Source organism: Kitasatospora sp. NPDC056327 (assembly GCF_042261735.1).
GTDB lineage: Bacteria > Actinomycetota > Actinomycetes > Streptomycetales > Streptomycetaceae > Kitasatospora.
The window spans coordinates 1-23,473 of record NZ_JBHJRC010000117.1; the positions used below are offsets into that span (position 1 = coordinate 1).

Consider the following 23,473-nt stretch of genomic DNA (forward strand, 5'->3'; position numbering starts at 1 on the left):
GGCCCGGGCGTACCCGGGCCGGCGGACCGAGCCCCAACGGACCGAGCCCGAAGCACCCGCCCGCCGTGTCCGCAACCCCCGCCCGCCCGCGCCCGTCGCACCCAGCCCCGCCCCTCCCCGTTCCTCCCCGCACACCACCCCCGCCGATGGCAGGATGCTTGCGGTCGGTGCCACACCGGCCGGGGCGTGCCGCGGCGCCCGCCGGACCGCGGGGAGCGGAGGAGGGCCGATGGGCCGCAGGAAGCACCAGGTCGCCGTACTGGTCCTGGAGGGCGCCAAGCCGCTGGACGTGGGCATCCCGGCCCAGGTGTTCTCCAGCCGGCCGAGCATGCCGTACACGGTGCGGGTCTGCGGCGCCGCCCCGGGCCTGGTGGCCGGCGGGGACGGCCTCTCGTACCACGTGGCCGAGGGCCTGGAGGCGGTGGAGCACGCCGACACCGTCTTCGTCCCCGGCTACCGCGACCCGGCGAACACCGCGCCGCCGGCGGCCGTCGTCGAGGCGCTGGTGGCCGCGCACGCGCGCGGGGCCCGGCTCGCGGCCATCTCCACCGGGGCGTTCGCCCTGGCCGCCACCGGGCTGCTCGACGGCAGGCGGGCGACCACCCACTGGCACTACGCCAGGGCGCTGGCGGAGCGCCACCCGCGGGTCCTGGTCGACGAGAACGTGCTGTTCGTCGACGAGGGCGCCGTGCTCACCTCGGCCGGCGCCGCCTCCGGCATCGACCTCTGCCTCCACCTGGTGCGCCGCGACCACGGGGTGGGCCTGTCCAACCACGTGGCGCGCCGGCTGGTGGCCGCGCCCTACCGCAGCGGCGGCCAGGCCCAGTACGTGCCGCGCAGCGTGCCCGAGCCGCTGGGGGACCTCTTCGCCGACACCAGGGAGTGGGCACTGGAGCACCTCGCCGAGCCGCTGACCCTGGAGGGGCTCGCCCGGCACGCGCGGGTCTCGGCGCGGACCTTCTCGCGGCGGTTCGTCGAGGACACCGGCTACACGCCCATGCAGTGGGTGCTGCGCGCCCGGGTGGACCTCGCGCGGGAGCTGCTGGAGCGCAGCGACCTGGGGGTGGAGCAGATCGCCGACCGGGTCGGGCTCGGCACGGGCGCGAACCTGCGGATGCACTTCCACCGGGTCCTCGGCACCTCGCCCACCGAGTACCGCCACACCTTCGCGGCCCGTTCGACGGCTGGGCCGGAGGGCTGACGACGGCCCCGCTGGAGGCCGGGAGAACGGGGTGGCGGGATCCTTGCGGCCGTTGGCGAGGAGTGCGGCGGGATCCTTGCGCACCATGTCGATCCGGCCCCTGTCCGGCGTTCGGCGGCGGTCCGATGATTGAACCGTCACCGAACGACGGAGCGCCCGGAGTGCCCGGGACGACCGAGGGAGCCCTCATGACCCGCATCGCCATCAACGGTTTCGGCCGCATCGGCCGCAACAGCCTGCGCGCCCTGGTGGAGCGCGGCAGCGAGCTGGAGGTGGTCGCGATCAACGACCTCACCTCCGTCGACTCGCTCGCCCACCTGCTGCGCTTCGACAGCTCGCTGGGCCGCTTCCGCCACCCGGTCGCGGTCGAGGGCGACGAGCTGGTCGTCGACGGCCGCCGGATCAAGGTGCTCGCCGAGCGCGACCCGGCCGCCCTGCCGTGGGCCGAACTCGGGGTCGACATCGTGCTTGAGGCCACCGGCCGGTTCACCTCGGCGGAGGCCGCCCGTGCCCACCTGGAGGCCGGCGCCCGGCGGGTCCTGGTGAGCGCCCCCTCCGACGGCGCCGACGTCACCCTCGCCTACGGCGTGAACACCGGGGCCTACGACCCGGCCGCGCACGTCATCGTCTCCAACGCCTCCTGCACCACCAACGCGCTGGCCCCGCTGGCCGCCGTGCTGGACGAACTGGCCGGCATCGAGCACGGCTTCATGACCACCGTGCACGCCTACACCCAGGAGCAGAACCTCCAGGACGGCCCGCACCGCGACCTGCGCCGGGCCCGCGCGGCCGGCGTCAACATCGTGCCGACCACCACGGGCGCGGCCAAGGCGATCGGCCTGGTCCTGCCGAACCTGGACGGCAAGCTGTCCGGCGACTCGATCCGGGTGCCGGTCCCGGTCGGCTCGATCGTCGAGCTGAACACCACGGTGGCGCGCGAGGTCACCCGCGAGCAGATCCTCGACGCCTACCGCGCCGCCGCCGACGGCCCGCTCAAGGGCATCCTCGACTACGCCGACGAGCCGCTGGTCTCCGGCGACATCACCGGCGAGCCCGCCTCGTCGATCTTCGACGCCGCTCTCACCCGGGTCGACGGCAGGCACGTCAAGGTGGTCGCCTGGTACGACAACGAGTGGGGCTTCTCCAACCGGGTCATCGACACCCTGGAGCTGCTCGCCCGCGGCTGACCGCCCGGCGCGGTGGCCCACCGGGGCCCCGCGGCGCCCGGGGCCGCCCGGGGTCCGGCTGCGGGGATGTGACACGGGTGTTGCGCCCCGTGTCGATTCCCGGCCGGACCTTGAGCGGCCCCGTCCGGTGTGTGACGGTGGACGGCACCCCCGGGTGATCAACGCCCGGGCGGGAACACCAAGTACGCGGGGTTCGCCGGGTACCCGGGCCGCCCCGGGAAGGCCGAGTACGCCGAGTACACCGACACACGCCGAGGACGTCGCGAACGTCGAGGAAAGAGGCACCGGTGCCGTCGCAAACGCAGCCCCTGCGGAAGCTGGGATTCCTGACCATCGGGCTGTTCGACCCGGCCGACCCGGCCCAGGGCCACGAGTCGACGCTGCGGATCATCGAGCTCGGCGAACAACTGGGCTTCGACAGCGCCTACGTGCGCCACCGTCACCTCCAGTACGGCATCTCCTCGCCCGTCGCGGTGCTCGCCGCCGCCACCCAGCGCACCAGCCGCATCGAGCTGGGCACCGCGGTCATCCCGGTCGGCTGGGAGAACCCGCTGCGCCTGGCCGAGGACCTGGCGACGGTCGACCTGCTGTCCGGCGGCCGGCTGCACCCGGGCGTCAGCGTGGGCCGGCCCGGTCACGGGCACTGGGAACAGGTGGCGGGCGCGCTCTACCCGGACACCGCGGAGGCCGAGGACTTCGGCTACGAGCGGGTGAGCCGGCTGCTGGGCTTCCTGCGCGGCGAGCCGGCCACCGACTTCAGCGGCCTTGAGGGCATCGAGGTCTACTCGGACAAGGTGCAGCCGGTCTCGCCCGGTCTGGCGGACCGGCTCTGGTACGGCGGCGGGAGCCTGCGCTCCGCGCGCTGGGCCGGTGAGCAGGGGCTGAGCCTGCTCAGCAGCAACGTGGTGCGGGCGGAGGAGTCCGAGGACTTCGCGGAGATCCAGCGCTCGCAGATCGCCGCCTTCCGGGCGAGCCACCCGCTGGGTGCGCGGGCCCGGGTCTCGCAGGGGCTGGTGGTGATCCCCACCGACAGCGCGACGGCGGACCAGAAGGCCCGCTACCACGAGTACGTCCGCAACCGCACGCCCCGCACCGCCACCCCGCAGGGGCCGGCGCGGGTGATGTACGCGCGGGACCTCGTCGGCACCTCGGCCGAGATCGCCGAGCAGCTGTACGCCCACCCCGGTTTCCGGGAGGTGGACGAGGTGATCTTCGCGCTGCCGTTCACCTTCGGCCACGACGACTACGTGCAGATCCTCTCGGACATCGCGGGGCACCTCGCCCCGGCGCTCGGCTGGAAGCCCGCCGGGGCCGGGGCGTGACCCGGGTGTGATCGGGGTCCGAACGGGACGGCGGGCCGTCAGAGGCGTTCGGGCACCGGGTTGCCGACCGCCTCGATGGCCCGCCGCACGGGGACCTTCAGCAGCAGCACGAAGCCGATGACGAAGAACACCAGCAGCGAGACGATCGCCGAGCGGTAGCTGCCGGTGACCTGGTAGGCGAGGCCGAAGACCAGCGGTCCCATCCAGCTGGTGCCGCGGTCGCTGACCTTGTACACGCTGAAGTACTCGGCCTCCTTGCCGGCCGGGATCAGGTGCGAGAACAGCGAGCGCGACAGGGCCTGGCTCCCGCCGAGCACCAGCCCGATCATGCAGGCCAGGACGTAGAACCAGAGCGGCTGGTGGGCCGGCATGAAGTAGCCGAGGGCGAGGGTGACGACCCAGCCGCCCAGTGAGCCCAGGATGGTGCTCTTGGCGCCGAAGCGGTGGGCGATCCGGCCGAGCAGCAGCGCGCCGCCGATCGCCACGACCTGCACCAGCAGCACGGCGGTGACCAGCGAGGTCTGGTCCATGCCCAGCTCCTCGCTGCCGTAGAGGGAGGCCTGGGAGACCACGGTCTGGATGCCGTCGTTGTAGCAGAGGAAGGCGGCCAGGTAGAGCAGGGTGAGCGGGTGGCGGCGCATGCCGCGCAGGGTCCGCCCGAGCTCCCGCAGGCTCCCGGCGGCGGGCTCGGCGGCGCCGTCGGCCGTGGCCCCGGCCGTTCCGTCGGCCCCGTCGGCCCCGGAGGCGGCGGCGCTCCCGCCGCGCTGCGCGGGCAGGGCGGACGCGGTGGCGCCCGTCCGGCCCGCGGGCGCGGACGCGCCGGCCCGGGACGGCAGCCGGCGCATCGGCACGATGGTGAACAGCGCCCACCACAGCCCCGCCGAGGCCAGGCAGATCCGCACGGCGGTGCCGGAGGAGAGTCCGAACGCCTCGTGCCCCTGGAACAGCACCAGATTGGCGATCAGCAGCAGTCCGCCGCCCGCGTAGCCGTACGCCCAGCCCTTGGAGGACACCTTGTCCCGCTCGTCGGGCGAGGCCAGGCCGGGCAGGTAGGCGTAGGAGAGCGCGACCGAGACCGCGTACGCGAGGTTGGCGACCACCAGCAGTCCGCCGCCGAGCAGGTAGCGGTCGCCGCCGAGGAAGAACATGCCCATCGTGGCGGTCGCGCCGAGGTAGGCGAAGCCGCACATCAGCTCCTTGTGCCGCCCGGTGCGGTCCGCGACCGTGCCGGCCAGCAGCATCGCCCCGACCGACAGCAGCACGGAGAGCGAGACCGTGTACGGGAAGAAGGAGCCGGCCCGGATCGACAGGCCGAGCGGGTGCACGTCGCCCTGGGCGTCGGCGGCCTCCTTGGCGACCGAGGTCAGGTACGGCCCCAGGAAGACCGTCAGGACGGTGGCGGAGAAGGCCGCGTTGGCCCAGTCGTTGATGTACCAGCCGAACCGTGCGCGGCGCAGCGCGGCGTCGTCGGCGGTCGCCGGGTGCTCCGGAAGGTGGGTCGTGGTGCTCATGCTGTTCCAATCCCCGTGCTGGAGCCGCTGCCGCCGGGGGACCAGCAGCCGCGCTCGCGGAGGACGTCGCGCAGGACGTCGATGCGATCGGCCATGATGCCATCCACGCCGAGGTCGAGGAGAGCCCGGATCCGGGTCGGGTCGTCCACGGTCCAGACGTGAACCTGCAGGCCCGCGCGGTGCGCGGCGCGGACGAAGGCCCGGTCGACCACCCGGACGCCCTTGTGCCGCTCGGGTACCTGGGCGCAGATCCCGCCCCGGGGCGCGCCGCCGCGGCGGGCTCGGGGCAGCACCGGTCCGGCCAGCGAGCGCAGCCGCAGCCGGGCCACCTCGCGGGGGCCGAGCGAGGTGGCCAGCCGGGGTCCGGCGGCGGCGCGGACGGCGGCGAGCCGGGTGTCGGAGAAGCCGCCGACGCAGACCCGGTCCCAGGCGCCGGTGCGGCGGACCGCCTCGACCAGCGGTCCGACGGCGGGTGCCGCCTTGACGTCGATGTTGAAGCGGACGCCGGGGAAGGCGTCGAGCAGGTCCTCCATCAGCGGGATCGGCTCGGTGCCGCCGATCCGGGCCTCCCGGACGGTGCGCCAGGGCAGCCCGGCGACCGTCCCGGTCCGGTCGGTGACCCGGTCGAGCCGGGTGTCGTGGAACGCCACCAGGGTGCCGTCGGCGGTGGCGTGCACGTCCGTCTCCAGGTACCGGTAGCCGAGGGCGACGGCGGCCCCGAACGCGGCGAGCGAGTTCTCCGGACGGCCGAGGTCGCCGCCCCGGTGCGCGAACGCGAGGGGGCCCGGATGGTCGAGGAAGGGGTGCATGGCGGGCTCCGGGGTGCGGGGATCGGTGGCGCCGGGCCGTCGGAGGGCGCCCCGCCCGCCCCGCGCACGTTACATGGTGACATCCGGTGTCAAGGTGTAACGACGCCCGGCCGCTCCGGCGGCCTATCATGCGGATGCGGTGGGGGCCGCCCGGTGCCCACCGCAATCGTTGCTCAAGCACCGCCCCCGAAAGGAGCCCCCCGAGTGGGTAGCACTGTCGAGACGCTGGAGTTCCAGGCCGAGACGCGTCAGCTGCTCCGGTTGGTGATTCACTCGATCTACTCGAACAAGGACATCTTCCTGCGCGAGCTGATCTCGAACGCCTCCGACGCCCTGGACAAGCTGCGGCTGGAATCGCTGATCGACTCCGCTCTCCAGGCCGACACCTCCGACCTCCACATCGTGCTGGAGGCGGACCCGCAGGCCCGGACGCTGACCGTCCGGGACAACGGGATCGGCATGAGCCGGGACGACATCGTCGAGCTGATCGGCACGATCGCCAAGTCCGGTACGGCCGGCCTGCTGGAGAAGATCAAGGAGACCGAGGACGCGGCCGCGGCGCAGAGCCTGATCGGCCAGTTCGGCGTCGGCTTCTACTCGGCGTTCATGGTCGCCGACCGGGTCACCCTGCACACCCGCAGGGCCGGCACCGAGGCCGGCACCCGCTGGGAGTCCGACGGCGAGGGCACCTACGAGATCGAGGCCGTCGAGGACCTGCCGGTGGGCACCTCGGTCACCCTGCACCTCAAGCCCGCCGACGGCGAGGACGGCCTGGCCGACTACCTGGCGGAGTGGAAGATCCGCCAGATCGTCAAGCAGTACTCGGACTTCATCCGCTGGCCGATCCGGATGACCACCGAGCGCACCGACGCGGACGGCGCGACCACGGAGCAGACCGACACCCTCAACTCGATGAAGGCGCTCTGGGCCCGCTCGCGCAGCGAGGTGACCGAGGCCGAGTACACCGAGTTCTACCAGCAGATCAGCCACGACTGGCTCGCCCCGGCCGAGACGATCCACATGCGCGCCGAGGGCACCTTCGAGTACGAGGCGCTGCTGTTCATCCCCGAGCAGGCGCCGTTCGACCTGTTCTCCCGGGACGCCAAGCGCGGTGTGCAGCTGTACGTCAAGCGGGTGTTCATCATGGACGACTGCGAAGCGCTGATGCCCAACTACCTGCGCTTCGTCAAGGGGGTGGTGGACGCGCACGACCTGTCGCTGAACATCTCCCGCGAGATCCTCCAGCACGACCGCCAGATCCGCGGCGTGCGCCGCCGCCTGGTCAAGAAGGTGCTCGGCGCCCTCAAGGACGTCCGGACCAAGGACGCCGAGCGCTACGGCAAGCTGTGGGAGCAGTTCGGCCGGGTGCTGAAGGAGGGCCTGCTGGAGGACGCCGACAACACCGAGGCCCTGCTGGAGCTCGTGCAGGTGGCCTCCACGCACGACGCGGAGCGGCCCACCACACTGCGCGGGTACGTCGAGCGGATGAAGGAGGGTCAGGAGACCATCTACTACCTGACCGGCGAGGACCGCTCCATGGTGGAGAACTCCCCGCACATGGAGGCCTTCGCCGCCAAGGGCTACGAGGTGCTGATCCTCACCGACCCGGTGGACGAGGTCTGGGTCGAGCAGGTGCCCGGCTTCGACGGCCGCCGGCTGCAGTCGATCGCCAAGGGCCAGGTCGACCTGGACGGCGCGGCGGAGGACGACGAGGAGGCCGGGGCGGAGAAGGCCCGGCGCGAGCAGGACTTCGCCGCGCTGCTGCCGTGGCTGACGACCGCGCTGTCCGGGCAGGTGAAGCAGGTCCGGCTGTCCTCGCGGCTGACCACGTCGGCGGCGTGCATCGTCGGTGACGCGCAGGACATGACCCCGACCCTGGAGAAGATGTACCGGGCGATGGGGCAGGAGATCCCCCCGGTCAAGCGGATCCTGGAGCTCAACCCCACCCACCCGCTGATCGCCGGGCTGCGCACGGCGCACGAGGCGAACGCCGGGGACCCGGCGCTGGCGGAGATCGCCGAGCTGGTCTACGGGGGCGCGCTGCTGGCCGAGGGCGGGGACCTGCCCGACCCGGCCCGCTTCACCCGGCTGCTGACCGAGCGGCTGACCCGCGGTCTCTGATCCGCGGCCTCTGATCCGCGGCCTCTGATCCGGAGCCTCCCACCCGCGGTCTCCGGCGCTCCCTCCCGGAGCCCCGAACGGCCCGGCCGCGCCCTGCGGCCGGGCCGTTGTGCGTGCTCGTCCGTTCATTTCAGTTTATTGATTGCCATCCCGTCACTTCTGTCGGTGACGGATGGATCCCTTGACGCGAGCTGTTCATCTCAGCACTCTTGGTGCCTGGCCGAGCTGATGTGACTGAACATCAGATACTCATTCATCTCAGCTGATGGCCTCGCCCATCACCCGTGGAACAACTCGAAGGAGGTGCCCGTCATGAAGAAGATCGTCGTCCGCAAGACCGGCCCGGTCCGTCTGACCAGCACGGCCCGTGCGCTGTACCTGCCCTGGGACTGCATGGTCCAGGTCTGATCCACCCCGGACACGGGGGTGGCGGTGCCGGCCGGGTGCGTCACGGCCGGCACCGCTCCACCCCTACCCGTCCACCGCCCCGCGCACCCCTCCGCCCCTCCGCCCACCTCCCGCAGGAGGATCCGTGCACGCCTCGGTGGACAGCAGCCCCCACGCCCCGGGCCCCGACCCGGACCGCCCGCTGCGGCTGCGCCGGCTCGTCTACCTGACGGAGGCCGACGAGGTCACCATCGGCAGCCCGGAGACCGACACCTACGCCGTCTTCCCCGCCGACGGCGCCGAACTGGTCCGGCAGCTCGCCGACGGGGTCACCCCGCGCGAGGCCGCCGAACGCTACGAGGCCGAGCACGGCGAGAGCGTCGACATCGCCGACCTGATCGGGGTCCTCGCGGAACTCGACCTCCTCCGCCCCGCCGACGGGCAGGACGGCGCCCCGGAGGACGGCCCCGCGCGACCGGTGCGCTGGCAGCGGCTGGGCCGCGCGGTCTTCAGCCGCCCGGCGCTGACCGGATACGCGCTGGTCACCGCCCTCGCCGTGGCCGAGACGATCCGGGTGCCCGCCCTCCTCCCGCGGGTCGACAACCTGTTCTTCAGCCCGTCCTACACCCTTGTCGTGCTGGTGCTCTTCTTCGGCCAGGCGCCGCTGCTCGCCCTGCACGAGGCCTTCCACGCCCTGGCCGGCCGCCGGCTCGGACTGCGCTCGCGGCTGTCCGTCGGTCACCGCCTGGTCCACCTCGTCCTGGAGACCTCGCTCGACGGCCTGGTCAGCGTGCCCCGCCGGCAGCGCTACCTGCCCATCCTGGCCGGCATGCTCGCCGACGTGCTGGCGATCGCCGTCCTCACCCTCGCCGCCGACGTGCTGCGCGGCGTCGACGCCGGAGTCTCCCGGTTCTGCCTCGCCATCGCCTGGGCCACCGTGCTGCGGCTCGCCTGGCAGGGCTTCTTCTACCTGCGCACCGACCTCTACGTCCTGCTGGGCACCCTGCTGGGCTGCGTCGACCTGCACGCCGCCGCGGGCGACGTGCTGCGCAACGCGGTGCGCCGGTTCACCGGGCGGCCCCCGGTCGACCTGGCGGTCCACCACCCCGCCGACCGCAGGGCCGCCCGCTGGTACGCCTGGCTGATGGTCGTGGGCTACGCGTTCACCCTCAGCATGTTCGCCGGCGTCGTCCTCCCCACGGCCTACCGGCTGCTGCGCGACGTGTGGCTGCGGCTCACCGGCGAGGCCTCGGCGGCCGGCCGCCTGGACTCCCTGCTCCTCATGCTGCTGACCCTCGCGCAGACCGGCGCCGTCGTCGTCCTCTCCGTCCGCGAACGCCGCGCCGCCCGCGCCGCCGTGCGCACCGCCGCGGCCCGGTCCGCCTGACACCGCGCCGTCCACCCGCGTCCGACCCCCGCCTCCCCACCCGCACGAAAGGCAGCTGAGCCATGGCCGACCACCGCCACCACTGGGTCCGCGCCGCCCGGCGCCCCGCCCGCGTCGAGGCCCGCGAGGGGCTCGACCTGCCACCGGTGCTCGCCGTGGTCACCGCCGACCGCCGCCTGCGCGGCCCCTACACCGCCGCCGGCTCCCTCCTGCGCGCGATCGTCCCCGACGCCCTCGCCCGCTGCCCCGAAGCCGTCACCGCGCACGACACCGAGATCCTCTCCACCACCCCCGAACTGCGGGACCTGGTGCCCGCCACCCGGGAGACCCTCACCTCGCTCGCCGTCCCCAGGGAACGCACCCGCTTCTACTCCGCGCTGCGCACCCTGCGGATCGCCCACGGCCTGGTCGAGTTCCTGCACGCGTACCTGCGCGCCGCCGGCGAGGGCCCGCGCACCCTGGTCGTCGACGACGCCCACCGGGCCGACCCCACCGACGGCGAGTTCCTCGCCGTCCTGCTGCGACGGACCGACCCGGCGCTGCTCACCGTCGTCATCACCACCGGCACCGAGCCGCCGGGGCGCCCGGACGGGCCCGGCCGGGAGAACCTGTCCGACGCCCTCGCCGCCCACTGCGCCGTCCTCGACGCCCCCGAGAACGCCCCGGCGGCCGGCTCCCCGGTCGCCGGTGACCCCTTCGCCGGGGAGCCGAGGGACAGCGCCGCGCTCGGCCGTGCCCACGTCGCGGCCGACGGCACCGGCGACGATCCCGCGCTGCTCGCCGGCTACCTCGCCCTCCCGGCCGACGAACGCGCCCGGCTGCACGACCTGCGGCGCGCCGAACTGGAGACGGTCGGCGAGTCCTCGCTGCGGCTCGGCGCCATCGCCTGGCACGCCGAGCACGGCGGCGACCCGGCCGGCGCCGGCGCCGACACCCTGCGCCAGGCCCTGGACCACTGCATGGACCTCGGCTACTACCACGCCGTCGTCGACCTCGGCGAGCGCGGCCGGCGGCTGGTCACCCACGAGAGCAACCCCGGCCACTGGTGGGCCTTCACCACCAAGATGACCACCTCCTACGCCGCGCTCGGCCTCGCCGAACTGGCGCTCCCGCTGTACGACGAGGCCCGGGTGCTCAGCACCTCGCCCGAGGTCCACATGCAGGCCGCGTACGCCACGGCGATGCTGCACACCCGGCACTTCGGGGCCGACCGCCGTGACCACGACCTGGCCCGCGCCTGGGTCAACCAGGCCATCGCCTTCGCCCGCTGGCACCCGGACCCCAAGGAGCGCGAGGCCCGGGTGGTGTTCAACCGCAACGGGCTCGCCCTGATCGAGGTCCACCAGGGCCGCCCGCAGGAGGCGCTGACCCTGCTGGACGCCTGCATCGCGCAGCTCGACGAGACCCTGGAGCCGGACGAGCACGCGCTGCACCGCTCGGTCCTGCGCTACAACCGGGCGCAGGTGCACAGTGCGCTCGGCCACCACGCCGAGGCCGTCGAGGACTACAGCGCGGTGATCGCGTGCGACCCCAACTACGCGGAGTACCACTTCGACCGGGGCATGCTCTGGCGCGACCTCGGCGACCCGCACCGGGCGCTGGCCGACTACGACCGGGCCGTCCGGCTCTCGCCGCCCTTCCCCGAGGCGTACTTCAACCGGGCCGACGTGCTGGCCGAACTCGGCGACACCGACGCGGCGGTGGCGGACTTCGGCTACGTCCTGGAGCTCGACCCGGAGTTCGAGGACGCCCGGCTCAACCGCGCCTCGCTGCTGTTCGAGGCCGGCGAGTACGACGACGCCCGGGCGGACGTCCGCACCGGCCTGACGCGCAGCCCGCACAACACCCGGCTGCTCTGCCTCCGGGGGCAGCTGCTGGTGGCCGAGGGCGACCTCCCGGCGGCCGCGGAGGCCTACGCCGCCGCGCTCGCGGAGGACCCCGAGTGCGCCCAGGCGTGGGCCCTGCTCGGTGAACTCCGCTACCAGGAGGGTGATCTGGACGGCGCGGGGCGGAGTCTGGCGCGGGCCGTCGAGCTCTCCGCGGAGCCCGGGATCCGGTTCAACCTGGCCGTGGTGCACCACGACGCCGGGCGGTACGGCGAGGCGGTGCTGCTGCTGGACGAGGTGGTCGAGTCGACCGAGGACGTCGACGCCCGGTTGCAGCGGGCCCGTTGCCTGATCGGCCTCGACCGGGCGGACACCGCCAGGGAGGACCTGCTGGCCTGTCTGGCCGCCGATCCGGACTCCGCCGCGCAGGTGTACGAGCTGATGCCGGAGCTGGCCGGGGTCTGAGGCCCGCCGGGGGTGCGGGGCGCTGCTCAGCGGGGCTCCGCACCCCCGGCGGGCTCCGTGCCGCCGTCCGGCTCCCCGCCGCCGTCCGGTTCGGCGCGCACCCTGCGGCGGACGTGGGCCATCACCGGTGAACGGCGGTGCGCCGCGGCCACCCTGACCAGCCACGCCGCCTCCTCGCGCAGCCCGGCGGCCACCGGGTGCGGCACCCACCCCGCGCCCGGCCCGGCCGGGAAGCGGCGCCCGGTGCGGGCCGCCTCCAGCGCGGCGGCGATCGCGGCGGCCTCCACCACGACCGCGAACTCCTCGCCGCCGTCCGGCGGGTGGACCTCGGCGACCCAGAGCGGGACGCCGGGGTGCAGATGGGTGCGCAGGGCCAGCTGGCCGTCCCGGATCTCGATGATCCGCCGGTAGAGCGCGAACCGGATGTCCCGCCGGGGCCGGCCGGCGGGGCCGGAATCCGGTCCGGGGGTGACGAGTTCGATCTCCGGCACGGCCGAGCGCAGTGCCGACCAGAGCGGGCCGAGCCGGCGGTGGTCGTACCAGGCGCCCACCCGTCCGCCCGGGTCGGCCCGCCGGAGCAGCCGCCGGAGGAGTCGCAGGAGGAGTCGAAGTGCGGTGCGCGGCGCCGGGCCGTGGCGGTGGTGGCGCCGGTCAGCCATGCCGCGCCGGGCCGCAGGGCCACGGGCGGTCCAGGACGTACCCCAGCCGGAGGAAGCGCTCCGCGAGCCGGCCCGCGGCCGTGGCGTGCGGGCGCCGGAGCACCCGTTGCAGGGTCAGCGACGCGACGAGTTCCGCCTCCTGCTCCTGCCGTTCGGCGTACCCCGACCGGCCGAGCACCCGGCGGACCAGCTCGCCGGGCAGCCGGGGGAGCAGGGCGTCCGTGACCGCCGGGCCCAGGCCGTCGCCGGTGTGCCCGCAGAGCAGGTGGCCGACCTCGTGCAGCACGATGTGCTGCTGGTGCAGGGCGGTGGTGTCGACCGGGTAGCCGATGTAGTCCGCCCGGTCGGTGCTGACCAGCGCGCCGCAGGGCGCGTGGGCGGGGCCGGACAGCGGGATCAGCTCGATCGGCCGGCCGCGCAGCCGGGCGAGCGACTCGGTCAGGGCGGGGAGGCCGAACGGCTCCGGGAGCGGCACCGACTCCGCGACCCGGCGACATCGCTGCCAGAGCCCCCGCTCCGTCCCACCCGGATCCCCCACGACTCTTCCCCCTGGTGTTCGAGCGCCTTCGGCCGGGAGGCGATCCTACGGACGGGGGCGCTCCGGGTGAACCGCTTCGACACCGCTTTCCGTCACCGGCCGGTTCCGCTCCGGGTGTCCGGCGCCTGCCTCGCGGCGGGCGATCGCCTCGATCATGTCGCTGATCGTGCCCAGACCCTCGGGCGACAGGGTCACCGCGCGCAGGGCCACGTCCCGCACGCCGGCGTCCCGCAGCGCCCCGAGCAGCGCCAGCTCCTCGGTGATCCGGGCGCTCTGGCGGTCGTCGAAGAAGTACACCGGCGGGACCTGGAAGAACTGGGCCAGGGCCTCCAGGTGACGTTTGGTCGGGTTGTCCCGGCGGCCGGTGCGCAGTTGCCACAGGTACGTCGCCGAGAAGCTCTCGCCGGTCGCCTCCCGGCAGGCCCGGGCGACCTCCTCGTGGGTGTACGGCGCGCGGTCGGGTCGGCGGACCACGTCGAACAGCCGGTCGATCTTCGCTGCGAGCGTGGACGCACCGGCGTCTGCGTCGGACACGGCACCCCTTCTTCCCCAACCCCGGGCACACGTCCGGTGCGTGTGCGGATCGGCCATTCGCGACGGGCGCCCATTGTAGTTCCTCCGGACGGGCCCGCGGAGCCGTCCGACGGCCCGTCATCCTCCGACCGTCACCCCCTTGACCGGTGATGGGCTCGACTGTCATGCTGGCGTCACCACCTCGACCGGTGATGGGGGGAAGTCTCCTCGGGTCGGCGGGGGTGCTCGGACAGCTTTCGACCCAGGATCCGGACGGGGAGTACCAGTCATGGCAGTCAGCTACACCGCCGTTGTCGACGTCGACGGAGAGGGCCGCAACGGCGGCCGGGTCCGCTCCGCGGACGGTCTGCTGGAGACCGGCCTCGCGATCCCGAAGGAGTTCGGCGGCGCGGGCACCGCGACCAACCCGGAGCAGCTGCTGGCCGCCGGCTGGGCCGCCTGCTTCCTCGGCGCCCTGCGTCTGGCGGCCGCCGCCCGCGGGATCCGGCTCACCAGCACCGCCATCACGGCCGAGGTCACGCTCACCCACGGCGACGACGGTGCGTTCTCGCTCTCCGCGGTCCTCGCTCCGGTGCTCGGCGGGGTCGACCAGGCCACCGCCGAGGAGCTCGCCGAGGCCGCCCACGGCACCTGCCCCTACTCCAGGGCGACGCGCGGCAACATCCCGGTGACGGTCAGCGCCCGCGCCGTCGCCTGAGCCCTCCGGACCATCCGACCGCGGGCCCCGTGTCCCTCCCCCGGCACGGGGCCCGCACCCCTTCCGGTCCGCATCCTCGTTCCGGTCCGGGTGCCGCCCCGGCCCGGCCGCCGGATCCGGCCCGGCCGTCGGCGGAGGCCGTCAGCTCGGGTCGGCGTCCGCCGCGGGTTCGGCCCGGTCCCGGGCGGGCTCGGGGCGCACCAGGGTGTACAGGACGGTGTGCTGCTGCTTGTGGCGCCGGACCCGGCCCTTGGCGACGAGGGCCTCCAGGGTGTTGCGCACCACCTGGGGTGTCGGCCGGCGCTTCGGGTGCTCCGTCATGAGCTCCTCGCGCAGGTCCTTCGCTGGGCGGGGCCGGTCGTGCCGGCCGAGCAGGTCCGCCAGCAGGTCGCCGAGCAGTGGCCGGGCAGGCCCGCCCCGGGTGGCGGCCGTCCTGGGGGCCTTCGGGGTGCTCGCCTTCGGGCCGGTCGTCGCCTTCCGTCCGCTCGCGTTCGGTCCTGCCGTCCGCGGCCCGGCGGGCCCGTCCCGCAGCTGCTCCGGGAGGCGCGTCGGGTCCGCGAAGCCCTCGTAGCGCTCGGCGAGCTCCAGGATGTCCGCCAGGAGGGCCTCCTCCTGCTTCAGGACCCGGAGTTCCTCGGCCAGCTCGCGCTGGCGCTCGTGGTTCTTCCTCAGGTCCGACACGGCCTGTTCCACGTACCGGGACCGGAGCGTGGCGGCTGGCTGGCGGGTCACATCCGTTCACTCCCTCGGCATGGCTGGTGCTGCGCATGGTACCCATGCCGCGCGGTGTCCCGGAGCGGGTCGGTCAGTGCGCTCCCGCCGCGGGGGCGGTCCGCTTCCGCGCGCGGTAGGCGGCGGCCTTGATCCGGTTGCCGCAGGACTCCATCCCGCACCACTGGCGCCGCATGCCCCGGGAGCGGTCGATGTAGATCCGGGTGCACTCCGGGTTGCCGCACTCCTTCATCAGCGGGACGTCGGGGCCGCTGAGGAGTTCCACGGCCTGCCGGGCGACGGTGGCCAGCGCCTGTGCCGGGGTCCCCTCGTTGTGCCGGCCGGTCAGTGTGAGCTGCGGGGTCACCGGGGTCCTGCGGGCGGCGCCGTTGAGCACGGCGAGCGCCTCGCGGTCGAACTCCTCGCCGGCGACCCGGTTGACGACGAGCCGGTAGACGGCCTCGCGCACCGTCTTCGCCTCCTGGACGTCGCGCTCCTCGCCGGGCGTGATCGTGTCCACGAGTCCGCTCTCCAGGTACCAGGCGTTGAGCCGCTCCGGGGTCACGAACATCTCGAACCGGGTCGAGCGCCGCGCGCGCAGGGTGCCCGCGAAGTCGAGGGCCGGGTGCCCGCAGACGAAGACATGGTCGAGATTCACATCACCATCCTGGCAGGTGACAGATCTCCGGCGCAAGGACGGTGCGGCCGCCGCCCGTCCGCCGTCCGGGCGGCGGACGGGCCGGCTCGCCGCCGGGCCAACGGGCCCGTGGTGCCGCCGCGTTGACTGCCCTGGGGGCCCAGCGGCCGACCCCGGCGCCGGGCCGGCCCGCGTCCCTCACCCGACCCGGTAGCGCACCGGCAGCGCCCGCACGCCGCGGATGATCCCCGAGCCGATCCACTCCAGCGAGTCCGGCGGCACGGCCGGTTCCAGTTCGGTGAGCCGGGACAGCAGCACGCGCAGCGCGACGGCCGTCTCCAGCCGGGCCAGCGGGGCGCCCAGGCAGTGGTGGATCCCGTGCCCGAACGCCAGGTGGCGGGCGTCCCGCCGGGCCACGTCCAGCACGGCGGGGTCACCGCCGTCCGCCGGCGGGGCGTCGTGCCCGGCCGAACCGAGGGCGACGACGACCAGCCCGCCCCGGGGAACGGCCACGCCGCCGAGGACGAGGTCCCGCGCCGCGTAGCGGTTCGTGGCGCGCTCGACCGAGGTGTCGAAGCGCAGGAACTCCTCCACCGCCCCGGGCAGCAGGGCCGGGTCCGCGCGCAGCAGCCGCAGCTGCTCCGGCTGCCGCAACAGGGCGAGCACGGCGTTCCCCAGCAGGTGCACCGTGCTCTCGTGACCGGCGACCACCAGCATCAGGGCGGTGCCCACCAGCTCCTCCTCGGAGAGCCGGCCGCCGTCGCCGTCGCGCACCGCGACCAGGGCGGACAGCAGGTCCTCCTGCGGGCGGCGGCGCTTGCGCCCGACCAGGCCGGCCAGCAGCGAGTGCAGGGCGGCCAGCGCGGGGCGGTGCCCGGGCGAGGCCACCTGGAGCGCCTGCCCCGACCAGCGGCGGAAGTCCCGGTGGTGCTCCGGCGGGATGCCGAGGAGTTCGGCGATCACGGTGGCGGGCAGCGGGGCGTTGAACGCCTCCACCAGGTCGAGCACGCCCGAGGGCGGCATCGCGTCGACGAGGCCGTGCGCGATCCGCTCGATCCGCGGCGCCAGCCCGGCGGTGCGGCGCGGGGTGAACGCGGCGGCGGCCAGCTTGCGCAGCCGGGTGTGCTCGGGCGGGTCGGCCTGCAGCATCTGGGCGCCGAGCCCGACCGACGGCCGGTGGAGCACGTAGCCGGCGGCGGCCAGTGCGTCGGCCGCGGGGGTGGCGTCCTTGCGCAGGTCGGGGTGGGTCAGGGCCTCCCGGGCCAGCTCGTGGCCGACGACCAGCCAGCCCGTCAGCCCCGGGGGGAACTCGGCCGGGTGGACCGGGCCGAGCTCCCGCAGCCGTCGGTAGCGTGCGGGGGCGTCCGCCTTGAAGGCGGCGTCGAGGACCACTCTGCCGTGCGGCTCCTGGTCCCCTGCGGGGGTTCTCACGGCGGGTCTCCTGTCCTGAGGGCGGGAAGCGGGGCGGGCCGGGATCATTCGGAGGGCACCCCGGGGCCGTCGAGTAGTTCCACCAGGAGGCCGTCCCAGTCGGGGCGGGCCGCCCCGGACCCGGTGGGAGCGGTCCGGGGGGCGGCGTCGGGCCACAGGGCCGGCGGTGCGGCCGGCAGCTCGAACAGGACCTCCGTGTCCGGTGGTTCGAGGAGCAGCCAGGACGACGGCCGCTGCTCGCACCGGGTCGGCCACCTCCGGACGCCTTCGGCGCCGCTCGTCGCGGTCAGGCCGTCGGTCGGCAGCTCGCGGTCCAGCCGGCGGGCCGGGCCCGGGCCGCCCTCGGCCAGGAACTCGACGGTGACCACCAGGGGCAGGGCCGGGTCGAACCGGAACTCCGCGCGTCCGGGCAGCCGGGTGGACTCGTCGAGCAGCCGGTGGACGTCCAGGCGCAGTGCGGGCACCGGCCCGGCGGTGCGCTGCGCCGGCAGCGGTGATCGGTCGCGGTCCATGACGGGAGTCCCCCTCCGTGGTGGCGGAACGTGCGGCTCCCACTCTTCGCCGGGGGACGGCGGTGCGCATCGGTCGTTTGACGGTGGATGCCGCGGGGAGCGGGGGACCGGACGGCGGGTCCGGGCACGGTCGGTGCGGTCCGTCGGCGCGGTCGGCGCGGCCGGTGCGGTCGGTCGGTGCGGTCGGTCGGCGCGGTCAGTCGGCGCGGGCGCCCAGGGGGCGGAGCAGGGCCGCGGTGGTGGCGTCCCAGTCGAGGCCGTCGAGTTCGGCGCCGGCGGGGACGAGCGTGTAGGTGCGCTCCAGCCAGGCGGCCAGCGGGAGGACGGGGAGCTCGAACAGGGCGGCGGTGTCGGCGGAGACCAGCCTCAGCCACGCGGTCGGCCGTCCGCCGGCGCCGGCCCGGTCCGTGGCGGGGTCCGGCCGGGCCGCGGGTGCGGCGGCGTCCGCGGGGCGGAGCCGGACGTCGCCGAGGCCGCTCGGTTCGTGCAGTCCCCGGTGCAGCAGGTCCCGCCCGATGCGCCAGCGCACCCGAGGCCCGCCCTCGGCGGTGAACTCCACGGACACCAGCAGCGGGTGCGCGGGGTCGTAGCGGAACTCGGCCCTGACCTCCTGCCGGGCGCGCAGGCCCAGCACGCGCTCGATGTCCAGCGTCAGCCGGTGGCCGTTCATGACAGGTGGGTCCTTCCCCGGGGCGGAGGCCGGCCGGACCCACTCTGGCCGCCGCCGCGGCGGCGGGCATAGGTCACCCGACTGTGCGGACGACCGTCGTCCGCACGGTCGGGGCGCCGGGCGTCCCGGTGGGAACCCTCGCCGGGCCGGGGCGCCGGGCGGTCCCCGTCAGGCGGTCCCGTCGGCGGCGGGCAGCCGGCCCAGGGCGTCGCGCAGGGCGGCGCGCGAGGTGACGCCGAGTTTGGGGAACACCCGGTACAGGTGGGAGCTGACCGTGCGCGGCGACAGATGGGTCCGCGCGCCGATCTCCTTGTTGGTCAGCCCGCCGGCGGCGAGTTCCGCGATCCGGCGCTCCTGCCAGGTCAGCGCCGCGAGGGTGGCCGAGGAGGTGCGGGGGGAGGTGCCGGCGGCGCGCAGCTCGGTCCGGGCCCGCTCGGCCCACGTCGGGGCGCCGAGCCGTTCGAAGGCCTCGGCGGCGAGGCCCAGGGACGGCCGCGCCGCCTTGCGCCCGTGGGTGTGGCGCAGGTGGATGCCGCGGGCCAGGCGGATCCGGGCGAGCTCGAAGGGGAAGGCCGCGGCGGCCGGGTGGCCCTCGGCGAGGTCGTAGTGGGCGGCGGCCTCGCCGGGGTCGGTCGCGGTCATCGCGAGGGCGCCGTGCGTGACCACGGCCAGCCGCGGGGAGATCTCCGGCAGCCCGGCCTCCCGCGCGGCGAGCGCGTGCCGCCGGGCCTGTCCGGAGCGGCCGGTGTGCAGGGCGGCCTCGACCAGGTCGAGCATCGTGCGGGAGGCCTGGTGGGCGCAGGGCGTGAAGGAACCGGGCGGGGTGATGCCGATGGCGTGTAGGTAGGCGGCCTCGTAGTCGCCCTCGCCGAGCGCGGCGGCGGTCCCGATGGCGTCGGCGATCTGGGTCAGGAAGCCGATGCCGCGCGGCCGGGCCCAGGCGTCCACCGCCGCCTGGAGCTCCCGCGCCCGGTCGGCCCGGCCGCGCATCGCCGCCACCAGGCCCAGGTAGCCGCGGGTGTGATGGGCGAACAGCGCGAGCCGGTGGGCCGTCGTCAGCTCCAGCAGACGCCGGCCGGTCCGCTCGGCGTCGTCCCACTCGCCGACGCCCAGCTGGTCGAGCATGATCAGGTGCAGCATGATCACCCCGGACACCAGGGCCCCGGTCGTCACCTCGCGGTCCACGGTGCGCTGCAGGTGCGGCCGGTACTGGCCGAGGGTGTCCACGTGGTACGCGGCGACGGACAGCCGGCTGAGGTCCCACGGTTCGGGTGCCCGGTGCCCGGCGAACTCGCGCTCCACCCGTGCCCCGACCCCGGCGCCGCGCCGCACCACGTCGCTCCAGGCGTCCTGGTAGATGCGGGAGAGCGGGGAGACCAGCGGGCCCAGCGACCCGATCAGCCGGTGGGTCTGCTCCCAGGCCGCCTCGTCCCCCGCGTACTGGCAGACCGCCAGCAGCAGGTCGACCAGCCGGGTGAGCACCTCGTCCGTGTCCGGCGCCGCGCCCGGCCGCCGGCCGTCGCCGGTCCGCAGGCCCTCGATCGCGGCGACGACGCGGTGCCGGGAGGAGCGCACGTCCCCGTCCTCGTAGAACGCGGCGTACGCCGAGGCGAGTACCGCGGCCGGTGACCCGCCCACCTGGTCCGCCGGGTCGGCGCGGACCAACTGCCGTGCCCGGTCCGGCAGTCCGGCATGACCGGCGATGAACGCCGCGTCGCCGAGCCGCCGGGAGCGCCGCTCCCGGTCCTCGCTCAGCTCCGCGGCCCGGGTCAGCCAGGCCACGGCCGTCACCGCGCTGCCGCGCCGGGTGGCGGAGCCGGCGGCGGCCTCCAGGGCCGCCGCGACCCGCTCGTCCGGGGCGGTCGCGGCCGCCGCCAGGTGCACGGCGCGCCGCTCGACGTCCTCCCGGTGCACCCCGGCGAGGACGGCGTGCGCCGAGCGCCGTTCCTCCGGGGTCGCCATCTGGACCACCGTCGAGCGCACCAGGGGGTGGCGGAACACCGGCTCGCCGCCGAACGGGTCGCTGTCCAGCAGGCCGAGGCCGGCGGCACCGGCGACGTCCGTCATGCGGTAGCGGGCCCGGCCGGTGGGGCCCGGCACCGCGCCCGCCGCGGTGCCGTCCAGGGCGCCGCGCAGCAGCTCGGCGCGGACGGCGGGTCCGAGCGCGCCGATGCGGGTGCCGTACACCTGCTGCAGGCGCCGGGGCAGCGGGACCCCGGTGTACCCGAGCGACTCCTCCCGGTCGTCCGCGGTCCGTCCGCTGCGCAGCACGTGGGGCGGCAGTTCCAGCAGCGCCAGCGGGTTGCCGCGGGCCTCGTCCAGGAGGAGCCGGCGCAGCCGGGGCTCCAGGCCGGGGTGGCGCAGGTCCAGCAGCCGTGCCGCGGCCGGCTCCGGCAGGGCGGCCACCGTCAGCCGGGGCAGCGCGGCGGCGGTGAAGCCGGACGGCACGTCGGAGCGCAGGCCGACGAGGAGCTTCACCGAGCTGCCGGTCAGCCGGCGTCCGACGAAGCCGCACACCTCGGTGGTCGGTGCGTCGAACCACTGGCCGTCGTCGAGCACCAGCAGCAGCGGACGGTGCGACGCGGCCAGGGCGAGCAGGTCGAGGACGGCGATGCCCAGGGTCATCACCGACGGCGGCGGGCCCGCGCTGCGGCCGAACACGACGTCGAGGACGCCCCGGTGCTCGTCGTCCAGCCGGCCGATGTCGGGGAGCAGCGGGTGCAGCAGCTGGTGCAGGCCGGCGTACGGCAGCTCCCACTCGGCCTCGGCGCCGGCCGCGCCGACCACCCGGTGGCCGTCGGCCGCGGCCAGGGCGGCCGCGTGGTCCAGCAGGGCGCTCTTGCCGACTCCGGCCTCGCCGCCGACGACGAGTGCCCGGCCGCCGGGAGCGGTCACGAACCCGGCCAGCACCTCCTGTTCGGGCTCGCGTCCGACCATCGACCCGTCGATCGCTTCCACCGTCCCCCACTTCCTTCCCCGCCGGACCCGTCGTCACGACGGCCTCCGGTGCGCCTGCCGGCCCCCGGCGCACGAGACTAGATGTTTCCGGGGGCGTTCGTCACCCGGCCTGGCCGGGACATGTGCCTTTCAGGCCGTTCCACCTGCGGTGATCGGCCGGTGGACGGCGGTCGTGACTCACATGTGGATGCCGCCCGGTCGCACACGTGTGACCGGTCCGGCGGTGCGCGGGGCCGGGGTGCTGCGCGCGCTGCGACCGGGCCCCGCCGCCGGCGGCGGGGCCCGGCCCCGCCGGCCTGCGCCCGCTCCGTGCCTCCGGCCCGGCGAACCCCTCCCGGGTCTCGGCCCGGGCCGGGTCGCTCTCCCGAAGTCGTCACCACTCCGACTGGTGACGAAGGTGCCATGACGGGCCGTCACCTGTCAAGGTGGTGACTTCAAGGTCGCCGTCCGGCACCCCCGTTCCGCAGCAGGGTGTCGACCACGGCGGCCGCGGCGAGCAGGTCCCGGTCGGCCCCGCGGCGTCCGACGAGCTGGAGGCCGACCGGGGGCGAGCCGGTGACCGGCAGCGGCACCGTCACCGACGGCTGGCCCGCGGTGGCCGCGGGGGAGGTGTTGCGGATCAGCGTGGCGAAGGTCGGTGCCTCCCGGCCGTTGAGCGGGAGGGACTCCTCGTACCGGTGGAGCGGGCGGGCGCAGACCGGGACGGTGGGACTCAGGAGCGCGTCCAGGCCGTTCGCCGTGAGGAGTCCGGCGTACGCGGCCTGCATCGCGCGGCGCTCGGCGAGCGCCGCGCGCAGGGCGGCGGGCCCGGTGAACGCCGGGCCGGTGGGCAGCGCACAGCTCCTCAGCAGCTCCGCGAGGGCGGGGTCGGCGACCGCGCCGAGGACACCGGCCGGGGTGAGTCCGGTGCCGTGCTCGTCGAGGTAGCGGCCGAGCGCGCCGGCGAACTCCCCGAACACCAGCGGGATCCCGATCCGGGCGTCGAACCCGGCCAGGTGGGCGGTGTCCACGGGCACCCAGACGGTCCGCGCCGTGGTCAGCCGCTCGACGGCCGCCTCCCAGGCCTCCCGGACCGGGCCCTCCAGGTCCTCGGCGAACACCTGCCGGGGCAGGCCGAGCCGCAGCGGGCGGTGCGGCGCCGAGCCCCCGGTCTCCCCGGTGACCAGGGTGTCCAGGACCCGGAGGCGGTCCAGGCTGCGGGCCATCGGGCCGGGGGTGTCCCGGGTGGTGGACAGCGGTGTCAGACCGGCCGAGGGGTAGCGTCCGGTGCTCGGGCGCAGACCGTAGACGCCGTTGAGCGCGGCCGGGATGGTCATGGAGCCGCCGGTGTCGGTGCCGAGCCCGGCGTCCGCGACGCCGGTGGCCACCGCGACGGCCGTGCCCCCGCTGCTGCCGCCCGCGAACAGGGCCGGGTCGGTGGCGTTGCCGACGGCGCCGAAGGCGTGGTTGCCGGAGGTGACCCCGAGGGCCAGCTCGTGCATGTTCGTCTTGCCGAGCACGATCGCCCCCGCCGCGCGCAGGGCCGCCACCACGGGGGCGTCGGCGGTGGGCACGAAGCCGCGCAGCGCGGGGGTGCCCGCGGTGTTGGGCAGGCCCGCGACATGGATGTTGTCCTTGACGGCCAGGCACCAGCCCGCCCGCTCGTCGGCGGCGTCCCGGCGGCCGGCCTCGGCGAGCGCGCCGTCGGCGTCGAGGGTGATGAAGGCGTTGAGGTGCGCGGTGGCGGCGGCCCGGTCGAGCGCCGCCGCCACCGTCCGCCGGACGGGCCTGCGGTCCGGGGTTCCCGGTGCGGTCATGGTGGGGTCTCCTTCGGTGCGGCTCGGGGGGGGACTTCCAGCCTCGGACGCCGGGTCGGCGGCCGGGCCGGGGAACGGGTCCGCCGTGGTCCGTCCGGGCGGTGCTGCCCGGAC

At 75.3% G+C, this 23,473-nt stretch carries 19 protein-coding genes; 7 read left to right on the plus strand and 12 right to left on the minus strand.

The annotated features are described in order from the left end of the window. Window positions 1–229 precede the first annotated feature (229 nt). The 3 genes from ACFCX4_RS18775 (at window position 230) to ACFCX4_RS18785 (ending at window position 3,710) form a co-directional block, all read left to right on the plus strand. Window positions 230–1,201: a GlxA family transcriptional regulator gene (locus ACFCX4_RS18775; protein ID WP_376143735.1), complete on the plus strand. Its 972-nt coding sequence runs from the start codon at window positions 230–232 to the stop codon at window positions 1,199–1,201. A 188-nt stretch (window positions 1,202–1,389) separates the two neighbouring features. Continuing rightward, a complete protein-coding gene (gene gap / locus ACFCX4_RS18780) occupies window positions 1,390–2,388 on the plus strand; it encodes a type I glyceraldehyde-3-phosphate dehydrogenase (RefSeq protein ID WP_376143737.1) in 999 nt (332 codons plus the stop codon). Window positions 2,389–2,675: 287 nt separating this feature from the next. Then, window positions 2,676–3,710, plus strand: a complete 1,035-nt coding sequence (locus ACFCX4_RS18785; RefSeq protein ID WP_376143739.1) for an LLM class flavin-dependent oxidoreductase — start codon at window positions 2,676–2,678, stop codon at window positions 3,708–3,710. A 38-nt stretch (window positions 3,711–3,748) separates the two neighbouring features. Here the strand turns inward: ACFCX4_RS18785 and ACFCX4_RS18790 are convergent, their stop codons facing one another. Continuing rightward, window positions 3,749–5,221, minus strand: coding sequence for an MFS transporter (locus ACFCX4_RS18790; protein ID WP_376143741.1), 1,473 nt, complete (start codon window positions 5,219–5,221; stop codon window positions 3,749–3,751). Further along, window positions 5,218–6,030, minus strand: coding sequence for a glycerophosphodiester phosphodiesterase (locus ACFCX4_RS18795; protein WP_376143743.1), 813 nt, complete (start codon window positions 6,028–6,030; stop codon window positions 5,218–5,220). The genes ACFCX4_RS18790 and ACFCX4_RS18795 overlap by 4 nt, the downstream gene beginning before the upstream one ends. A gap of 204 nt (window positions 6,031–6,234) precedes the next feature. On the opposite strand from ACFCX4_RS18795, the gene htpG reads away from it, so the two are divergent. The 3 genes from htpG to ACFCX4_RS18810 all read left to right on the plus strand — a co-directional run bounded on the left by htpG (window position 6,235) and on the right by ACFCX4_RS18810 (window position 12,216). Continuing rightward, window positions 6,235–8,151: a molecular chaperone HtpG gene (gene htpG / locus ACFCX4_RS18800; protein WP_376143745.1), complete on the plus strand. Its 1,917-nt coding sequence runs from the start codon at window positions 6,235–6,237 to the stop codon at window positions 8,149–8,151. Window positions 8,152–8,683: 532 nt separating this feature from the next. Beyond that, a complete protein-coding gene (locus ACFCX4_RS18805; protein ID WP_376143747.1) occupies window positions 8,684–9,925 on the plus strand; it encodes a hypothetical protein in 1,242 nt (413 codons plus the stop codon). 62 nt (window positions 9,926–9,987) lie between these two features. Next, a complete protein-coding gene (locus tag ACFCX4_RS18810) occupies window positions 9,988–12,216 on the plus strand; it encodes a tetratricopeptide repeat protein (RefSeq protein WP_376143749.1) in 2,229 nt (742 codons plus the stop codon). A gap of 26 nt (window positions 12,217–12,242) precedes the next feature. On the opposite strand, the gene ACFCX4_RS18815 is transcribed toward ACFCX4_RS18810, so the two are convergent. The 3 genes from ACFCX4_RS18815 to ACFCX4_RS18825 are packed head-to-tail and all read right to left on the minus strand — an operon-like array spanning window position 12,243 to window position 13,947. Continuing rightward, window positions 12,243–12,875: an MAB_1171c family putative transporter gene (locus ACFCX4_RS18815; RefSeq protein ID WP_376143751.1), complete on the minus strand. Its 633-nt coding sequence runs from the start codon at window positions 12,873–12,875 to the stop codon at window positions 12,243–12,245. Continuing rightward, window positions 12,868–13,413 (minus strand): ParH-like protein, encoded by a 546-nt coding sequence (locus ACFCX4_RS18820; RefSeq protein WP_376143753.1) that lies wholly within the window; start codon window positions 13,411–13,413, stop codon window positions 12,868–12,870. The genes ACFCX4_RS18815 and ACFCX4_RS18820 overlap by 8 nt, the downstream gene beginning before the upstream one ends. A 45-nt stretch (window positions 13,414–13,458) precedes the next feature. Continuing rightward, entirely contained in the window at window positions 13,459–13,947 is a 489-nt protein-coding gene (locus ACFCX4_RS18825) for an XRE family transcriptional regulator (protein ID WP_376143755.1), read from the minus strand. Between the two features lie 268 nt (window positions 13,948–14,215). Between ACFCX4_RS18825 and ACFCX4_RS18830 the strand changes: the two genes are divergently transcribed. Then, window positions 14,216–14,644 carry an Ohr family peroxiredoxin gene (locus ACFCX4_RS18830; RefSeq protein ID WP_376143757.1) on the plus strand — a complete coding sequence of 143 codons (429 nt, stop codon included), beginning with the start codon at window positions 14,216–14,218 and terminating at the stop codon, window positions 14,642–14,644. Window positions 14,645–14,785: 141 nt separating this feature from the next. On the opposite strand, the gene ACFCX4_RS18835 is transcribed toward ACFCX4_RS18830, so the two are convergent. The 7 genes from ACFCX4_RS18835 to ACFCX4_RS18865 form a co-directional block, all read right to left on the minus strand. Further along, window positions 14,786–15,376: a hypothetical protein gene (locus ACFCX4_RS18835; protein ID WP_376143759.1), complete on the minus strand. Its 591-nt coding sequence runs from the start codon at window positions 15,374–15,376 to the stop codon at window positions 14,786–14,788. 73 nt (window positions 15,377–15,449) lie between these two features. Then, a complete protein-coding gene (locus ACFCX4_RS18840) occupies window positions 15,450–16,013 on the minus strand; it encodes a CGNR zinc finger domain-containing protein (RefSeq protein WP_376143761.1) in 564 nt (187 codons plus the stop codon). A gap of 177 nt (window positions 16,014–16,190) precedes the next feature. Further along, window positions 16,191–17,423, minus strand: coding sequence for a cytochrome P450 (locus tag ACFCX4_RS18845; protein ID WP_376143763.1), 1,233 nt, complete (start codon window positions 17,421–17,423; stop codon window positions 16,191–16,193). 44 nt (window positions 17,424–17,467) lie between these two features. Continuing rightward, on the minus strand, window positions 17,468–17,935 hold the full coding sequence (locus ACFCX4_RS18850; protein ID WP_376143765.1) for an SsgA family sporulation/cell division regulator: 468 nt from the start codon (window positions 17,933–17,935) through the stop codon (window positions 17,468–17,470). Between the two features lie 196 nt (window positions 17,936–18,131). Then, complete coding sequence (locus ACFCX4_RS18855) at window positions 18,132–18,605, minus strand: SsgA family sporulation/cell division regulator (protein ID WP_376143767.1); 474 nt, start codon at window positions 18,603–18,605, stop codon at window positions 18,132–18,134. A 168-nt stretch (window positions 18,606–18,773) separates the two neighbouring features. Next, a complete protein-coding gene (locus ACFCX4_RS18860) occupies window positions 18,774–21,542 on the minus strand; it encodes an AAA family ATPase (RefSeq protein WP_376143770.1) in 2,769 nt (922 codons plus the stop codon). A gap of 455 nt (window positions 21,543–21,997) precedes the next feature. Continuing rightward, entirely contained in the window at window positions 21,998–23,359 is a 1,362-nt protein-coding gene (locus ACFCX4_RS18865; RefSeq protein WP_376143768.1) for an amidase family protein, read from the minus strand. Window positions 23,360–23,473 lie beyond the last annotated feature (114 nt).